This window comes from Thioclava litoralis (assembly GCF_045278885.1).
Lineage (GTDB): Bacteria > Pseudomonadota > Alphaproteobacteria > Rhodobacterales > Rhodobacteraceae > Thioclava > Thioclava litoralis.
Window position 1 is genome coordinate 2,493,548 of sequence record NZ_CP135443.1, and the last position, 17,024, is coordinate 2,510,571.

The 17,024-nt window shown below is 62.8% G+C and carries 17 protein-coding genes; 15 read left to right on the top strand and 2 right to left on the bottom strand.

Features of this window, described 5'->3' with window-relative positions; all coding sequences use genetic code 11:
• Nucleotide 1: 1 nt before the first annotated feature.
• From RPE78_RS12355 to RPE78_RS12420, 14 genes are all read left to right on the top strand, one after another.
• Nucleotides 2-208, top strand: coding sequence for a hypothetical protein (locus RPE78_RS12355; protein WP_406720719.1), 207 nt, complete (start codon nucleotides 2-4; stop codon nucleotides 206-208).
• A 3-nt stretch (nucleotides 209-211) separates the two neighbouring features.
• Entirely contained in the window at nucleotides 212-658 is a 447-nt protein-coding gene (locus tag RPE78_RS12360) for a hypothetical protein (protein ID WP_339109267.1), read from the top strand.
• A 106-nt stretch (nucleotides 659-764) separates the two neighbouring features.
• A complete protein-coding gene (locus RPE78_RS12365; protein ID WP_339109268.1) occupies nucleotides 765-1,217 on the top strand; it encodes a hypothetical protein in 453 nt (150 codons plus the stop codon).
• An 80-nt stretch (nucleotides 1,218-1,297) separates the two neighbouring features.
• Nucleotides 1,298-1,573, top strand: coding sequence for a hypothetical protein (locus tag RPE78_RS12370; protein WP_406720720.1), 276 nt, complete (start codon nucleotides 1,298-1,300; stop codon nucleotides 1,571-1,573).
• Nucleotides 1,574-1,674: 101 nt separating this feature from the next.
• A complete protein-coding gene (locus RPE78_RS12375) occupies nucleotides 1,675-2,181 on the top strand; it encodes a hypothetical protein (protein ID WP_339109270.1) in 507 nt (168 codons plus the stop codon).
• An 89-nt stretch (nucleotides 2,182-2,270) separates the two neighbouring features.
• The gene (locus tag RPE78_RS12380; protein WP_406720721.1) at nucleotides 2,271-7,427 is read left to right on the top strand and encodes a hypothetical protein; all 5,157 of its coding nucleotides are present in this window, start codon (nucleotides 2,271-2,273) and stop codon (nucleotides 7,425-7,427) included.
• The gene (locus tag RPE78_RS12385) at nucleotides 7,424-8,341 is read left to right on the top strand and encodes a hypothetical protein (RefSeq protein WP_406720722.1); all 918 of its coding nucleotides are present in this window, start codon (nucleotides 7,424-7,426) and stop codon (nucleotides 8,339-8,341) included. Before RPE78_RS12380 ends, RPE78_RS12385 begins: the two co-directional genes overlap by 4 nt.
• Nucleotides 8,341-9,390, top strand: a complete 1,050-nt coding sequence (locus RPE78_RS12390) for a hypothetical protein (protein ID WP_406720723.1) — start codon at nucleotides 8,341-8,343, stop codon at nucleotides 9,388-9,390. Before RPE78_RS12385 ends, RPE78_RS12390 begins: the two co-directional genes overlap by 1 nt.
• Before the next feature lie 61 nt (nucleotides 9,391-9,451).
• Nucleotides 9,452-9,742, top strand: a complete 291-nt coding sequence (locus RPE78_RS12395; protein ID WP_406720724.1) for a hypothetical protein — start codon at nucleotides 9,452-9,454, stop codon at nucleotides 9,740-9,742.
• 76 nt (nucleotides 9,743-9,818) lie between these two features.
• The gene (locus tag RPE78_RS12400) at nucleotides 9,819-10,205 is read left to right on the top strand and encodes a hypothetical protein (protein WP_339109275.1); all 387 of its coding nucleotides are present in this window, start codon (nucleotides 9,819-9,821) and stop codon (nucleotides 10,203-10,205) included.
• Complete coding sequence (locus RPE78_RS12405; protein WP_406720725.1) at nucleotides 10,205-10,651, top strand: hypothetical protein; 447 nt, start codon at nucleotides 10,205-10,207, stop codon at nucleotides 10,649-10,651. The genes RPE78_RS12400 and RPE78_RS12405 overlap by 1 nt, the downstream gene beginning before the upstream one ends.
• Before the next feature lie 43 nt (nucleotides 10,652-10,694).
• Nucleotides 10,695-11,348: a glycoside hydrolase family 19 protein gene (locus RPE78_RS12410; RefSeq protein WP_339109278.1), complete on the top strand. Its 654-nt coding sequence runs from the start codon at nucleotides 10,695-10,697 to the stop codon at nucleotides 11,346-11,348.
• A gap of 11 nt (nucleotides 11,349-11,359) precedes the next feature.
• A complete protein-coding gene (locus RPE78_RS12415; RefSeq protein WP_406720726.1) occupies nucleotides 11,360-11,695 on the top strand; it encodes a hypothetical protein in 336 nt (111 codons plus the stop codon).
• Nucleotides 11,696-11,758: 63 nt separating this feature from the next.
• Nucleotides 11,759-13,555 carry an SGNH/GDSL hydrolase family protein gene (locus RPE78_RS12420; RefSeq protein WP_406720727.1) on the top strand — a complete coding sequence of 599 codons (1,797 nt, stop codon included), beginning with the start codon at nucleotides 11,759-11,761 and terminating at the stop codon, nucleotides 13,553-13,555.
• A gap of 123 nt (nucleotides 13,556-13,678) precedes the next feature.
• Here RPE78_RS12420 and RPE78_RS12425 read toward each other — a convergent pair whose 3' ends face one another.
• Both RPE78_RS12425 and RPE78_RS12430 read right to left on the bottom strand, forming a co-directional pair.
• Nucleotides 13,679-14,224 (bottom strand): GNAT family N-acetyltransferase, encoded by a 546-nt coding sequence (locus RPE78_RS12425; RefSeq protein ID WP_406720728.1) that lies wholly within the window; start codon nucleotides 14,222-14,224, stop codon nucleotides 13,679-13,681.
• 657 nt (nucleotides 14,225-14,881) lie between these two features.
• Nucleotides 14,882-15,820 (bottom strand): hypothetical protein, encoded by a 939-nt coding sequence (locus tag RPE78_RS12430; RefSeq protein WP_406720729.1) that lies wholly within the window; start codon nucleotides 15,818-15,820, stop codon nucleotides 14,882-14,884.
• Nucleotides 15,821-16,336: 516 nt separating this feature from the next.
• Between RPE78_RS12430 and RPE78_RS12435 the strand changes: the two genes are divergently transcribed.
• Entirely contained in the window at nucleotides 16,337-16,861 is a 525-nt protein-coding gene (locus tag RPE78_RS12435; RefSeq protein ID WP_406720730.1) for a hypothetical protein, read from the top strand.
• Nucleotides 16,862-17,024 lie beyond the last annotated feature (163 nt).

Sequence of the window (17,024 nt, forward strand, 5' to 3'; positions counted from 1 at the left end):
GATGCCGAAGGTCAAGAATACCGGGGCCAGTGATCTGACCCTGCCCAGCGGTCACATCCTGCCTGCGGGCAAAGAGACCGAGATCGCGCAATCGGTGCTCGATCTGATCGACAACCGCAATGTGCTGGGCGGGCGGATCCGCTCCGGCGCGATCACCCTTGCGGCGGAGGCCAAACCCGCCACCACCACCCCCGAGAAGAAAGGCTAAGCGATGACCCAACGCACCTATATCGGCGCCACCGTGGAAGTGGCCGAAGGCAAGCCGGCCACGCTGGATGCGGCGGGCTTCGGCGCGATGACCGGCTTTGCCGAGGTGGGCGAGATCCTCGAGTTCGGGGAGATCGGCGACACCTCGGAAGACACCACCGAGACCACGCTCAAGGGCCGCACGCTCCACGTCAACGGCGCGCTCGATGGCGGCACCTGCGATTTTACCTTCCTCGTGACCGGCAACACGGATGCGGGGCAGGAGATCCTGAAGGCCAAATCGAACAGCAATGACGACGTGTCGGTGAAGATCACCGATCCCGATGGCGAGGTGGTCTATCTGCACGCCAAGGTCGCCAATGTTCGCGACCGTTCGCGCACGGCCTCCACCGCCAAGGGCATGACCGGCCAGTTCCGCATCAACTCGGCGCTGGTGCGCGTGGCGCCCTAACCCCTGATCCACGCCGGGAGACCGGCGTGGCTGTACGGCCCGGGGCGCGCGTGGTTCACGCGTTCCGGGCCGTTTCATCTGAACCGGAACCGCAGGGATTTACCTCATGGACTTTACCAAATTCGACAGCCGCTCTGCTGCGGACACCCCCGCCCGCCTGCATCTGAAAGACCCCGCCAATGGCGAGCCGCTCTTTGCCGATGCCGGGCGCACCAAGCCCTGCATCGTGCTGGTGCGCGGCACCGAAAGCCGCAGCGTGCAGGCGGCGCTGCGGGCGCTGCAGCGCGCCAAGCTGAAGGACAAGCCCAAGAAGGACGAGGAGGTCCGCTCGCTCGAGGATCTGCACGGCCAGATGGTCGATAGCGCCGTGCCGCTGGTCACCGGCTTCGAGAATATCGCGCGGGGCGAAGCGGCGCTGACCACCTCCGAGGATGATCTGCGCTGGTTTTTGAACCTGCAGATGCTCAACGGGCAGGAGGGCGAGAAGAGCTTTGTCGAACAGGTGCTGGCCTTCGCCTCCACCCGCGAGAGCTATCTGGGAAACGCAAACGCGCGCTGATCCGCTATGCCCGCCAGCTGGGCCATCTCCATTCCACGCCCCGCTCGTGGAAGGAGACCCGGCTGGCCTTTGCGCGCCGGATGGGGCGGCCTCTGGGCCTGCCCGATCTGGATGCGGGGGCCTATCTGGTCGAGGCGATGATCCGCCTCGATCCGGTGCGCTCCACGGGGCTGGATCTGCGCGCGACCGACTGGCCCGAACTCTGCGCCTTCATGCAGGCCACGGGCCGGATCAGCGAGGGCTGGGAGGCGGAACTCCTGTTCGACATGTGCGCGGGGTATTTCGAGGCAAGGCAGGCAGGGGAGGATCCGCTGGCGTTGGGGGATTTTGAGATAGAGATTATCAATGAGACGTAACGTCTTGGTTCTATTCGTAAAGTGCATCCTTAGGTTGCGATCTATTCGTTGGAACTACGAACGATTTCGAAACTACAAGGTCCGTTTGAGAGGAACTGAAATTGAATACCCAAACAAATAACGTATCAGAAGCTACACCTGAAAATGCGGCTCCGTCCGGCGGTGTGGCCGCATTTGTCCGCGAATGGAAAACCCAATTGTTGGCGATTGCTGGAGCGCCGTTTGTTGCAATCGGTTACTTGCTGAACGTCTCTGCACAATCGCAAGACTATCCGCTATTTGCTAATGCTTTGTGGGGTATAATCGGTTTTCTGATATGCGTTCTCATTTTTGCACTTAGCCTTTTGGTTTGTGGAATGATCGCAACAATCGCAAGCCCGCAGGCGAATTCCAGCTCCGAAAAATGGTATCGAAAATTAGGGCGCCGGCTGTTTAACTTGCTTCTTGTAGTAGGCGGAATCTTCATTCTTATACTCGGATGGTATTCTCTACAGATTGGCACGCAGGCATTCGGGCGCGTTAAGCCTTACTCCCAAGAGTTGCATCGTGCAGTTCAAGAGCATAATGCCGTTTCCGATGATGACCAAAACGTTGGTTCGGAACACTAGCGCCTCGGCCTGATTACCCAACAAACATGAATTTCCCCTAGGGGCGGACCTCACGGTCTGCCCCTTTTTCTATGCGAATGAGGTGCGTTATGGCGATGGGCCAAGCGGGAGCGATGCAGGCGAAGCTGGGGCTGGACCTGAGCCAGTTTCAGTCCGGGGCGCGGGCGGCGAGTGCCGAGGCGCAGAAGATGGCGGGCAATATCAATCAGGCCTGGGCGGGGGTGCGCGCCTCGGTCGAGGGGAAGGCGGCGCGGTCCTTCGACCAGCTGCGCGCCTCGATCGATCCGGCCTTTGCGGCCAGCCAGCGCTATGCCGATATCCAGCGTCAGGTGGCGGGTTTTGTCGAAAGCGGCGTGGCCAGCCAGCGCGCGGCCAATCAGGTGCTCGAACAGGCGGCGGCCAAATATCTGGGCGTGGCGACCGCTGCCGATCGCGCGGCGCAGGCAGTGCGGGCGGGGGAGGCGGCGCAGGCCGAACAGGCCCGCAGCGCGGCCAGTGCGGCGCGCGCCTATGAGAGCCTGCGCGCCTCGGTCGATCCGCTCTATGCCAGCTCGCAGCGCTACAAGCAAGCGGTCGAGGTGCTCAATGCGGCGCAGGCGGCAGGGGTCATCGATGACCGCGCGCGGGCCAATACGCTGAAGCTTCTGGGCCAGCAGCTTTCGGCCACCAATGGCGTGATGCAGAAGGCGGGCGGGATTTCGGGGCGGATGTCCTCGGCCTTCTCGAACGCCTCGTTCCAGGTGCAGGACTTCTTCGTGCAGATCGCGGGCGGCACCGATGCGATGCGCGCCTTCGCGATGCAGGCGCCGCAGCTTCTGGGCGCGCTGGGGTTCTCGGGCAAGCTCGCGATGATTGGCTCGGCGCTTGGCACACTGGTGGCCGTGGGGGCGGTCGTGCTGCCGATGCTCGTGGATTTTGGCAAGAAGGCCAAAAGCATGGATGACGCTGTTGATGACCTCGAAAGCTCGCTCGGCGATCTGCGGTCCGCCCTTGATGTGGCGGCGATCCCGCTGGCGGCGCTGCGCAAGGAATTCGGGCTCAATGCCGAGGCTGCGCGCGAGATGAACCTTGCGATGCTGGATCTGGCCAAGCTCGAGGCGATGAACAATCTCGAGGCCTCGACCGAGGCGCTGCGCACCTGCTTTGCCGATCTGGTGGCGCAGGTCGACCAGTTCGATGCCGCGACCCGTCAGGCCAGTGGCGCGATGCGTGACGATTTTCTGGCGATGGCGCAGACCAGCATCCGCCAGCTGCAAAGCCAGTTCGGCCTGACCATCGTCGAGGCGCGCGGCGTGGCCGATGCGCTGGCGAAGATCAATTCGGGCGATGTCGATCAGGTGGCGGTCGGAGCCAAAGACCTGACGCGGGCCCTGATGGCGGTGCAGGATAGTAGCGGGCGCATTCCGCCCGATCTGCAGGAAGCGGCCAAAGCGGCGGCCCAGACCGCGCTCGAGGCGCTGCGCCTTGCGGGCTATACCGATCAGGCCGAGAAGATCGCAGCCAATCTGCCGGTGGGGCTGAACAGCGCCGCCGATGCCGCCCAGCGTCTGGCTTCGGCGATGGCAGCGGCTTCGGGGTTCTCGGCCAATCTCGACAACCAGATCGCCATGCTCGACGTGCAGATCGAAGCCACGCGCAACAAGCAGAACGTGGCCAATGCCACGCGGGTTGCGGGGCTGCGTCTCGAGGCGCAGGCGCTGCGCGACAAGGCGGTGGCGGAAGGGGTGGATCTGGCTTTGGCCGATGCGCAACTTCTGAGCCAGAACCAGAAGATCGACACGATGGAGAAGGATCTGGCCACGCTCGACCAGCTGACGGCGGCGCAGAAGGCCGCGACCAAGGCGGGCACGGCAGGCGCGAAGGCCGCCGAGCGGCTCGAGAAGGCGCAGGCGAAAGAGGCCGAACGCTGGCGCGATCTGATCGATCCGCTCAACAAATACCGCCGCGAGCTGGCCGAGCTGAATACGCTGGCCACGAAGGGCCTGCTGACCCCGCAAGAGGTGCACAAGGCAATGGCGCAGCTCAATGCCGGGCTGGCCGATAGCCTGCCGCTGGCGGGCGAGCTGACCGACACGCTGGTCGACGGGCTGTTTGCGGGCTTCCGCGGCACATTGGGAGATATCGGGGATATGTTCAAAACCTGGCTCAAACAGATGATCGCCACGGCGGCCAAGAACCGCATCATGGTGGCGATGGGGCTGACCGGCTCGCTCACCGGCGTGGCCGGAACGGCGGCGGCGGGCTCTGGTGCGGCGGCTGCGGCGGGCGGGGCGGCCTCGGCCAACGGGCTGGGGCTTGCGGGCACGGTCGGCGGTCTGGGGTCGTCCGCGCTTTCGGGGGCGGCGGGGCTCTGGACCAGCCTCACCGGCGCAGGCGGCGGCTTCGGGGCGGCGGGCACCTATCTCAGCTCGGTGCTGGGCGGGGCCACCTCCAGCCTGTCGGGCTTTGCCGCGGCGGTCGGGGCGATTGCCCTGCCGGTTGCCGCTGTCAGCCTGCTGATCTCGGGGCTGATCGGCAAGACCAAGGTGCTCGATACCGGCATCCGCGCGCTGATCTCGGGCAGCGATGTCACCGTGCAGACCTACCAGCTGATCGAGAAATCCAGATTCTGGGGGCTGTCCAAGTCCACGAAGACCAAATATAGCGCGGCCTCTGCCGATCTGGCCGATCCGGTCACCCGCGCGGTCTATGACGTGCAGGCCTCGATCGTGGCGGCGGCGGACAGTCTCGAGATCGGGGCCGAGGCCTTTGACGGCTTCACCTATGCGCTGAAGTTCTCGACCAAGGGCCTGTCGAAAGACGAGGCGCTCGAGGTGCTGGAAGAGAAGCTGACCGGTCTGGGCGATGCCTATGCCGGCCAGATCGAGGGGCTGGCGGCGTTCCAGGCGGAAGGCGAGGGTGCGATGGCCACGATCACCCGTCTGGCCTCGGCGCTGGCCACGGTCAATGCGGCGATGGACACTCTGGGCAATACGTTCCGCGCCACGGGGCTGGTGGGGGCCGATATGGCCAGCCAGCTGACCCAGCTTCTGGGCGGCGACGAGGCGTTCGGCACGGCGGTCAGCAGCTATTATCAGGCCGTCTATTCCGAGAGCGAACGGCTGGCCACCACCACGCGCCAGACCACCGAGGCGCTGGCGGAACTGGGGCTGAGCATGCCCGCCTCGCGCGCGCAATACCGCGCGCTGGTCGAGGCGCTGGATCTTGGCACGGCGGGCGGGCGCAGCCTCTGGGCGGCGCTGGTCGGCATGGCGGGGGTGTTTGACGAGATCCTGCCGCAGGTCGCCAGTTTCACCGCGCAGATCGAGGCGCTGTCGGGCACGGTCTCGACCTCGCTCGACAGCTCGATCTCGGCCTATACCGCCGCCCAGCAGGCCTCGGCGCAGGCCGCCACCAACTGGTACAAGGCCGCCGATACAATCGCGGCCTTTATCGCCGAGATGCGCGGCACCTCCTCGGCGATGACCTCGCCCGGGGCGGCGCTGTCCTATGCGCAGGGGCGCTACCAGATGACGCTGGCCGCCGCTCAGGCGGGGGATCTGGACGCGGTCACCGGCCTGACGCAGGTGGCGCAGACCTATCTCGACCGGATGGGCGATCAGGCGGGCACGGCGCTCGATCTGGCGCGGGCACAGGCGCAGGTGGCCGCCGATCTGGGCCAGACGCAGGGCATCGCGCAGATCGAGGGCGCGCGCGCCGAGGCGATGGCCAGCCTGAGCCAGAGCCAGGTCGATCTGCTGACCGAGGCCCGCGATTATCTGGCGGCGGGCAATGCGCTGAGCGATGCGCAGATCGGGGTGCTCGAGACGCAGCTGGGCGCGCTGGACGAGGCGATCACCGCCGCTGCCGCGCTCAATTATGCGGGGCTGCGCAAGCAGATCGATCTGGCCATCGATGTGGTCGAGGACGCGCAGATCCCCGCCTATCTCAAGGCGATGCTGGCCGATAGTGCCACGGGGGTGAGCCGCTATGTGGATTTCATCACCCGCTCGGATCTGAGCGCCGAGCAGAAATGGCTGGCGCTGACGGGGGCCTCGGAACATGTGAAGACGGTCACCTATCTGGCGCAGAACGATCTGGGCGCGGATCTGACCGCGCTGGCACTGGCGACCACTTCGAGCCTGCAGAAACAGGTGCGGCTCTGGGCGGTCAACAGCCTCGATGCGCAGGAGATGGCGCTGGCGCTTGCGGGCAATTCGACGCTGGCGCGCGGGGTGCGGGTCTATCTGGCGCAGGGGCTCGAGGCCGATCTGCGCGCAGCCCTTCTGGCCACCGACCGCGCGATGACCCGCACGGTGGCGGTGGCGGTCGATCAGTCGGGGCTGAGCGCGGCGCAAAAGACGCTGGTGGCGGCGCTTTCGGGCGGGGCCTCGGCCACGATCCGGCTGGGCGGCAGCTTCAGCTTCGATCCGGGCGCGGCCTTTGCCAGCCTGCTGGGCAGCACGGTCGAGGTGCCGCTAGAGGCCGCGCGCGAGACGATGGTGCAGCTGCGCAACCATCTCAACGCGCTGCGGGTCGCGGTGCAGGCGCAGACCGCCTTCGCCCAGGCCCAGGCGCAGGAGGTGAAGCTGGCGCAGGCGCAGGCCAGCTATGCGGCGCTGGCCGAAGAGCTGGCCGCGTTCTCGCCCGCGCAGGCGGTGGCGCTGCCGGTCTATAGCGCGGTGACGCAGCTGATGAAGCTGGGCTCCTATGTCAGCACGGGGCTGCAAAGCTATGTGGTGGCGGGCCAGACCTTCAAGGCCAGCGCCAGCGACCCCTCGCTGGCCGGTCTCAGCCGCTCCGATGGCAGCGAGGCCTATCTGACGGCGGTCAATGCGCTCAACCGCTCGGCCTATGAGAAAGCGCTGGCCTATGCGCAGACGCTCAATGCCGATGCCGCCGCCGAACAGCTCAAGCAATCGGGGCTGCAGGAGGCGCTGGTGGCGGCGGCGCAGGAGCTTCAGGCGATGGGGGTCGATATCGAGATCCCGCAATTCGCGCGCGGCGGGCTGCATGGCGGCGGGCTGCGGCTGGTGGGCGAGAACGGCCCCGAGCTGGAGGCCACCGGTGCCAGCCGGATCTGGACGGCGGACCAGACCCGCAGGATGCTTTCGGGCGGGGAGGGCGCGCAGGACGGGCTTCTGCGCGAGGTGATCGCCGAGCTGAAGAGCCTGCGGCAGGAGAACCGCCAGCTGCAGCTCAATGGCAATAGCGATCTGCGCAAGATCCGCACCCTTGAAGAACGGCGGGAGGCCGAGGCGCAATGACCCAAGCTCTGATGATCATCCCCGTGGCGATTGGCGCGGGGGCGATGCAGGCCACGAATGTGACCGAGGAAGACCATCCCGAATGGGACGCCGCTGCGGTCTACCAGACAGGCGAGCGGGTCATTCTGGCCGCCCGTCACCAGATCTACGAAAGTCTGGCGGACGACAACTCCGGTATTGCCCCCGAGGGCGCGGATCTGTCGGCGCAATATTGGGTGGCGGCGGGCTCGACCAATCGCTGGCGGGCCTTTGACGCGACGCTCGGGCTGGTCACCAGCTGGCCCGAGGCGATCACCTATCGCATCGGCCTGCCGGCGCGGGTCGATGCGGTGGCCTTTATCGGGCTGGTGGCGGTGTCGCTGCAGCTGGTGATCCGCGACAGTGGCGGCAGTGTGGTCTATGACCGCACCGCCAATCTGCTGGACACGGGCGCGATCCAGAGCTGGCTGGATTTCTTCACCTATGAGGACAGCTTCGACCCCGAACAGATCTTTGCCGATCTGGGCGCGCTGTCGGGCTTCACGCTCGAGATCACCATCGCCAATCCCGGCGGCACGGCCTCGGTCTCCGAGATCGTGATGGGGCGGGGCGAATTGCTGGGCGAGGTGCTGGAAGGGTCCAAATCGGGCTTCACCGATTACTCGCGCCGCGAGGTGGATGATTTCGGCAATATCTCGATCGTCAAACGCGCCACCGCCCGCAAGGCCGAATGGCAGCTCTCGTTCGAGGCCACCGCCAACCGCCGCATCCAGCGCGCGCTCGAACAGGCACGCGGGGCGCCGGCCTATTTCTACCCGGGCGATGACATGACGCCCTTCGCCCTCGCCGTCTATGGCGTGGCCGATGACTTCTTCCCCGCGCTTTCGGGCGGCGGGCATACGATTGCAACCCTTTCCCTGACAGGAGTCGCCTGATGGCAAAACCCACCCTCACCCCCGCGCCCAATGACCCGCCGATCCTTGGCAGCCCGACCTTCGCCGCTGATGCGCAAGGCTTTCTCGGCTGGTTTCCGGTGATGGGCCAGTACATGCAGGACATGGGCGACTGGATCGAGACCATGATCGGCGATGTGCCCTCCGAGAATATCGCAGCCTTCGCCCATCTGACCGGCGCCGCCAACAAGCTGCCCTATTTCACCGGCGCGGGCGCAATGGCGATGGCGGATCTGACGGCGGACGGGCGGTCCCTTCTGAGCCAGTCCGGCGCGCTGAAGGTGGCCGGTGGTCTGGCAAGCGGTACGGCGGTCACGCAGAACCAGTTTGATGTGACGTCCGGTCGTTTGATGAAAGTAGGTGATGGAGGGTTGGGAGGCAGCATACCTGTCACGCAGGATTTTGACCTGAATACGCTGAGCCAAACCCGGTTCTTCGGGGCGGAACAGACCTCTATCAATCGTCCGGCCAGAAATGCGTCGAACTGGATTGGCATACATATGAGCCGCGTCGCAGATGATATCGCCGTACAGCTGGCCGTGTCGCGGTCTGGCGGCGTCGTGCCACATTTGGCATGGCGAAAAAGAGCAGGCGGCTCCGAGGGCTGGGATGCCGATTGGTGCTATGCTTATAGCCAGAAAAATGTCGTTGGCTCTGTTTCGCATGACGGCTCATACCCGACAGGTGCTGTTATCGAACACGGGTCAAATGCCAACGGTAACTATGTGCGTCTTGCGAATGGTACGCAGGTTTGTACGGCCCGCATCGGTATGGCCTCGGATGCTTGGGATACGCCGATTGGTCCATTCTACACGCGATCGGCAGGTGCGATCTGGTCGTATCCAGCTGCGTTTGCCTCTGTTCCCACTGGTTTTTCAGGTTCTGTCGAAATCGGTGGCGCCATTCCGGCAGGAGTTTCCTTCAGCGCCCTCGGGCAATCGACGGTTAACTTCCGCCCGTGGGTCGCGAATGCGAGCGCCTCGGGGGCAAACAAATACGTTTACCTGCATGCAATAGGCACTTGGAGATAAGGGAAGCAATATGGAAATCACGTTCTCACCCGTCGTGCGCCTTCCGGGCGCAGAAGCCGAATTGGTTTCGCTCTCGGTTTCCGGCTCCACGCTGACCCTCAACGGTCAGGCGCAGGATCTCGCCGCGCTGGCCGTGGATCCCGAGACGGGCCTTGCGCTCGATGCCGGCTACATCCAGAGCGCCGTCCACGATGGCGATAGCTGGACCGTCACCCTCCTCCTGCCGATCGGGGACAGCGCCTCCGAGGCGCAGCGCTTCCCCGTGCCGGTGACGGTGGACAGCGGGCCGGTGCCCTTGCCCGAGCCGCCCGAGGCTCCGCCCGAAGATCCCGCCCCTGAAGACACGCTCTGACCCGCCCCCGAGGCGGGCTTTTTTATGAGGAAACCTGCGCATCCCGATATGCGCGGCCAACCGGAAAGACGAAACAATGCCCGAAAAAGATCCCAGCCTCTGGGAAAATATCTGGCTCTACCTGTCATTGATCATCACATGGGCGACCGGCGCGGCGGGTCAGATCTATGTGTCGGGCGGGGTCGGCGGCGCGGTGCGCTGGATCATGGAGATCAAGGGCAAGAGCCCGATCAGCTTTCTGCGGATCCTCCTCGACGGGGTCACCGCCGTGATCACGGGGGCGATTTTCGCCCGCTATCTGGGGCCGGTCATCGCGAACTGGCTGGCGGGCGTCGGCATGTGGCCCGATGCCGGAGACGCCACCACGGCGGGGTTTCTGGCGGGGGTGGGCGGCATGTCGGTCGCCAAGGTCGTGATCGCCATGATCGACGCGCAAAGCCATAAGTTCACGGGGAAGAAGTGATGTTCGAGGCGCTATGGCGGCAGCTTCTGCGGGAGCGCGAGATCTGGTTCCGGCTGGTTGTGGGCTATCTGGTCTTCGTGACGGTGCCGCCCTGGGTGGAAAGCCAGCTCTGGCCGGTCTCGGGGCCGTTGCATATCACGCAGGTCACGCAGACCGAAGAGGGCGTGCGGATCAGGGGCTGGGCCGAGCGCTACCGCTCGGGCTGCGATTTCCTCGGCCTTGTCTGGTGGCTGGGCGATCGCCACGGTCAGGCGGTGCGGGTGCCCGCGCGGTTCGATGACAAGCCGCAGATCCGCGCGGTCGGGCGTATGGAGTTCGAGGCGCTGGTGGTCGGCCTGACCGAGGCCCAGCTGGCCGAGAGCTACGCCGATGTGCGCCACGCCTGCCACGGGCGGATCGGCGAGAAAGCCTTCCTCTGGGCCACAGCGTCCAAATTCTGGAACTGACACACCCCGCCCTTTGGGCGGGGTTTTTTCATGGAGAAACCACATGCTGAGCACAGCACATCTGGCGGCTATCGCGGGCCGTCGGGAAACCCCGCTTATGCGGTCGGTGGTGGCCGGTCTGGCCGATCCCCGCGCGCGGGATATGGCCCCGCCGCACCGGCTGGCGCAGTTTGTCGCGCAGATCGCGCATGAAAGCGCGCGCTTCCGCTATGCCGCCGAGGCCTGGGGGCCGACCCGCGCGCAGCGCCGCTATGAGGGGCGGCGCGATCTGGGCAATCTGCAGGCGGGCGATGGCTACCGCTTTCGCGGGCGCGGGCCGATCCAGATCACGGGGCGGGCGAATTATGCCCGCTTCACCGCCTGGGCCGAGGGGCCGGATTTCGAGGCGGTGCCCGATGCGGTCATGGGCGATCCGTGGCTCGGGCTGTCGGCGGTCTGGTTCTGGCAGGCGGGGGCGGGGCGCAGCCTCAATGCCTATGCCGATAAAGGCGATATCGAGATGATCACCCGCCGCATCAATGGCGGGCTGAACGGCTATGCCGACCGGCTGGCCCTCTATACCCGCGCGGGGCTGGTGCTGCTGGGGCAGGGCCCGAACGATGTGCGGGCCTTCCAGCGGCTGGCCGGTCTGACGGTCGACGGCCTAGCAGGCCCCGCCACGCGCGGCGCGCTCCATTCCCATCTTCTCAAGCTCTGAAAGGATCTCCCATGCTTGATGCCCTCATGGCCGCACTGGCCCCCTATCTTCTGCAACTGCTGGCGCTGGCGGTCACCGCGCTGGTCGGCTGGATCGCCGCCGAGGTCAAACGCCGCTTCGGTATCGAGATCGAGGCCCGCCACCGCGAGGCGCTGCATTCGGCGTTGATGACCGGCGCGCAGCTTGCGCTGGCGCGGCTGGGGGCAGGGGCGGGCCCCACGGCGCTGACACAGGCCGCCGTCGATTACGCCAGAACCTCGGTGCCCGACGCGATCACCAGGCTCGGCCCTTCGGCGCAGGTGCTGCAGGATCTGGCCGAGGCCAAGATCGCGGCGCTGGCCGCGTGACCTTCTGCCGGCGCGCGGGCGGATCGCGCGCCGGCTCTATCCGTTTCAGAACAGGAGACCGTTATGGTCAGCTATACCTTCCCGCTGCCTGCGGGTGAATTTGTCGCGCTGATGCGGGCCGATGCGCAGGCGGCACGGGTGCAGAACTCGGGCGGCTTCGACATCTACCTGCTGGCCGGCGTGGGCGATGCGGCACCGCGCAGCCTTGCGGGGGCGCAGCGGCTTCCGGCAGGGGCGCTGCGCGATGTGGAGATCGCCACGCTGTTTCCCGGCATCGCGGGGGCCGATACGCTTTGGGCCTGGGGGCTGATGGGCGGGGCGGCCAGCGTCTCGCATGCGGGGGTGCTGTTGCCACAGCCGGTGCGCGAGGCACGGCTTGCGCCGGGGGCGGGCGAGGGCGAGGTGACGCTCGATCTGGTCGCGCCCTATGATGGCGGCAGCCCGCTGACCGCGCTGGAATACAGCCTCGATCAGGGGATCAGCTGGACCGCGCTGCCCGATGTGGCGGGCGGCAGCTACACGCTGGCGCTTGGCACCGGCAGCCACCTGCTGCAGCTGCGGGCGGTGAACGCGCTCGGGGCGGGTCCGGTGTCGCGTCCGCTGCGGGCGTTGGGCGGGCGTCCGGCGGGGCGCAAGCGTTTCAAGCGGCTCGTCTTTGTCGGGGCCTCGATCATGAACCGCACCTTCGGCGGGGCCAGCCTTACCGAGGATTCCTCGGGCGGCTCCTGGGCCGATATGGAGGCCAAGCTGGCGGCCAATGGCGCGCCGGGGGTCGAGGTGCGCTGCCGCGCGGTGGGCGGCTATACGGTGGCGCAGATCCAGCCGCTGTTGCAGGAGGCGCTGGACGCCTATCCCGGCGATGACACGCTGTTCTGCCTGCATGCGGGCGGCAACAATGCGACCAATGGGCAGGATCAGGCGACTTTCGAGGCCGAGGTCGATGCCATGCTCGCGGTCATCGCCACGCGCCCGGGGCAGGTGCTCTGGTCCGATATCAGCTGGCGCACGCCCTATGTCACCACCAAGGCCGATGCGGTCTCGACCGCGGCCAATTACAACAGCTGGCTCAAGGCGAAACTGCTGGCGGCCAAGAGCACGCTGTTTGCCGACGGCTACTACGATGACATGACCGCCGTGACCTGTTTCAATGATTGGGTCTATGCGCATCGGGCGCATTTCTTCGAGACCGATGACATCGTGCATCCGGACGCGGACGGGCAGGAGCGGCTGCGCGGCTGGTTTGCCGAGCGTCTGGCGCCGCTGGTCAGGGGCAGCCGGAAGGCGGTCCGCTTCGGCTGGGCGGATTTCGCCCCAGAGGTCACCGCGCCCGCGATCAACGCCTTCGTGCTGATCTCGCCGCAGATCGTGCATGGCTGTCACCGGCTGAGCTTCACCGAAACGGGGGCCTATTTTGACGGGCCTGCCGACAAGGTGCTGAACTACGACGGCAGCTATGGGGGCCTGACGGCCAAGGGCACCTATACCGGCGCGGCGGTGCTTTATAACTCGACGGGCCGTGCGGACGGGAACGCCGAGTGGCAGGGCACTCTGGATTACATCGAGTTCACGCGCCGGTCCTGTTCGTGGAACACCGCGCAGGCGGTGAAGATCGAGCTGCATGCGGCCCCGAACACGGTGCTCGATATCGACTTCACGGCCTCGCGCAAATCGACCAGCGTGACCAATGCGCTCTGGACGGGCTCGGACGGCACCAGTGTCGAGCATAGCGGCACGGCAGACCCGACCTCGATCGTCTCGGCGCAGTTCACGACGGACGGGAATGGCCGGTTGGAGCTCGTGCAGACGCTCCTGTCGGGCTACGCCTATGACGGTGTGCTCTGGGTGCGCAACGCCGCCTGATGGGAAAGGAAAAGGGGAGCCGTGTGGCTCCCCGCACTCTGCACGCCTTAGGACATGTTAGCACCATCTTGATAGCGCGGGCAGGTTAAGGGCTGCCTAATTCGTGGGGGTGGGCTTTGGCCCTTATCGGACCTTTGAATAGATGACGCAATCGCGGGGCGCTTCAGAGATATTGGGGTGTCGGAAGTAACGCCGCAGGATACCCTCGCGCTCCATACCTGCTTTTTCCATCACTCGGGCCGACGCAGGGTGCTCCACGTCACAGAAAGCCTCGGCCCTGTGTATTTCGGGGTGGGCTAGTGCATGCTCTAGAAGCCATCGCATTACCTCTGTTGCGCAGCCTTTTCCCCATGCCGCTTTTTGCAAAACATAGCCATAATTCACCCTATGGCCGATCAGCTTGGGATGGAACATTCCGATGAAATCGCCGTTTTTTCGGTCGAATGCCACAATGGGAAAGCCATTCCCTCGGATCCATTCCGCCGCGGCTCTTTCTAAAAACGCAGACGTGTCTGCGATGTTGCGATGTGGTTTCCAGCCGAGAAAGCGCGTGACATCCGCATCGGTGGCATAGCTATCGAATATAACCTTTGCATCGTTCACCTCCACACGGCGAAGGTGGTAGCGGGCGGTCTCGAACTCAGCTGGCAGAAGATAATGCCTACTCATTCTTCCACCCTACCTGTGAAATAGCAAACGGCAAGCTGTAGAATGGCCGGATCGTCCCGCATTGCAGACGAAGTGAACTTTCTCTCCGGTTACCCCAACGTCTGCTATCAGCGTTCTTCACGAACCTCCTTTACTTGTCGAATAATTCGCCTTGGTCCGCGATCTTAAGCGCAATCTGAGACAGGTCTCCAGAGCGAGACCTTCAGTACGCCACCCAGCCCTCAGCCAGGCAGCTGAGTGCCTCTTCCCGCCTTGATCGTTATTTCTCCACCATGCGGAATATGTTCTTGAGCTCGCGGGTAGGCTTTGACCGATAATCTCTTCGATGTCGGTAAAGCTCATTCTCACTGTTGTGACATGCAGGGACGAAAGGCGTTCGTGCAAAGGATCATAGATGCTCAAGAATTCACTCCAGTCCAGATGGATAAGAATAAGACTGAACATCGACGCGATCGTCAATGTTTGCTCCGGATGCGAAGGAGTCATACGGCGATGCGACAGTCGCTCCGCCGTGTAATATCACTATGGCAAGGGCTTCCGGCCCACTCCGGGGGGGAGGCCCTCTATCAAAATGCTGCGGGTCGGTCTATCAAAGCTACCATCCGCAGTATGTGACAATTACCTTGTGCCCGCTAAGTGAAAAGGAAGGAGGGGGAGTCAATCATAAACACCTAACAAGCCGAGAATACTGGCGCTATTTCTTCTCCAAGCATCTTCGAAGGTTATCCATTCAATAGAGTTCCGTTCGGGGTGCTCAATTTTTTTGATATGCATTCTCTGAGTTTGCATGGAAAGATGCCCGTCTCCGGATGCTGGTGGAATAAGAAAAATAGATCCAGTCAGAGAAGCGTCTTCGTCGACCCGTTCAACTGCGACGCCTATCAATTGTTCATTATACGTCCCTATGAGTGCAACCTCCATCTTTTGAAACTCCACGAGCATGAAGTCTCTTTCACGGAAAGCAGCCCGATTTCCCGCCCAATCTCCAAGCAAGGAAGTGCCGGTTATCAAAATGATAGCGAGAAGGAAAACACCGCCAAAGCTGCTATCGGCAATTGCGGTTCCAAGAAGATGGGGGCGAATTTTTTCATCATTATCAACGGATTCTCGGAGAATTTCTCGCCATAGAGTCCCGCTTCGTAACTTGCGGCGAAGCCGGATCCCAGTCCAGGGCCCAACAATCAGGAGATACGCTGCTATAGCTTGAGAGAAGTAAGAATACCCAGAAATCCACATCGAAAACATCAAAATAAATAGTGGAAAAGATATGTGTGGGAATACATAGCTAGCTTCCACAAATCTTTTGAGAGCTGGTAGTGGCAACAATGATGCTATTTGGTAGATTGAAAATGAAAGAAAAATCACACCAATTGCGGAGACGATAACTTTCGACAACGCCAAATCCACAAATATTTTAGCGACGCCAAAGTAGCTCAGATATGATGATTGGAAACTATAGGTCAAATAATAGCTAATTCCCGTAACCAAGGCGACATAAACAGCTTCCTTCTTTATGAATTCGGCAAGAGTATCCGGAAGCAAGCCCTGCAGCGGATTCGTTTTTTTCTGGGCGTCGAAATCGTTGTCCTGCTTCACAGTGATCTATCCTCGCGACTCAATCTTCATCCGACATTCCCCGAATGGCACAGCTTTTGTCGACAAGATCTCTTGATCGGATCAGTCGATCAAGTTTTTTCTATCCGTTGCAAGCGGTTGCGAAAAAACTCGTACTTAGCCAGATTAGCCCACTATTATCGCGGCGCGCTTCACTGCCACTGCGAACTCGCTTTGCCTGACCAAAGCTTGTATGGCCACGGTAATGTCATGCGCCTTTGCAGCACAGACCTCGATTCTGTTCCGTTCTGAATGTCGGCTTCTATTTCTGTTGGGTGATCCGATAACCCGCGCAGCCAAAGTCGGCTATCCGCCCTCCGCTTCGGACCGGCGACCGACGCGTCCGGCCCTTTGCCGACATTTATCAGGTCAGGCCCCACTGCAGTGCAGCTTTCGCGTTGCAGTCGTTCATGCACGGTGCAACATTTTTTGAGGAGGCCAACCGACGTAATTCGGTGGAGAACGACCGCACAGGCGAGAAACGCGAAAGTGGAGTAGATGGAAGAGCACGTATCCTTCGAGGAACTGAAAGGTGCACTGGCATCATTGTTGCTGTTGTGGTCGAAAATCGAAAAAGTGACGCGTGCCGAGATCGCAAGGACTTACGACGGACAAGTTCCCAAGTCGGCATATGGTATTGCTAATTCCCTTAACGCTTGGGTGGCGACCATAGAAAATGCGGAAAATACATCACCGTTTAGCAAGTTTCTGGCCCTTAAACTTCGGGAACAACTTCAGCATCCGCTCAATATTCGGAACGGACTATGTCATGGCTTGGCGGGCGTCTCGGCCTCTCAGGACAATAAGCCCGCCTCTTTAACTTGGGAAATGAACGACGAAACGGGCAGTGTCACTTGGCAGGAGTTACAGATAATTTTCGCATGGCTCTCAAAGATACCAATCGCCATTAGAATTATCTCCAGCCATCGTCACGCCAAGGTCGGAAGTAGATTGGTTGATAATTCTGAGAACCGCGATTGGTGGAATTCAGAGTTTGGATTGAAAGGTCTTGAAACGAGGTGAAGAGCCCCCTGTGTCTTTGCTTTCGGCCCTTTGCCGCAGTTCACCAAACTGCTGATTGCTGCAATGCAGCTTTACCGGAGCGGACTTTGAAGCCAACACGATGCAACGAGAGGACATCCACTCTCTGAGCTGGGTCTTAAGTATCGAGACACACCCAAACTGA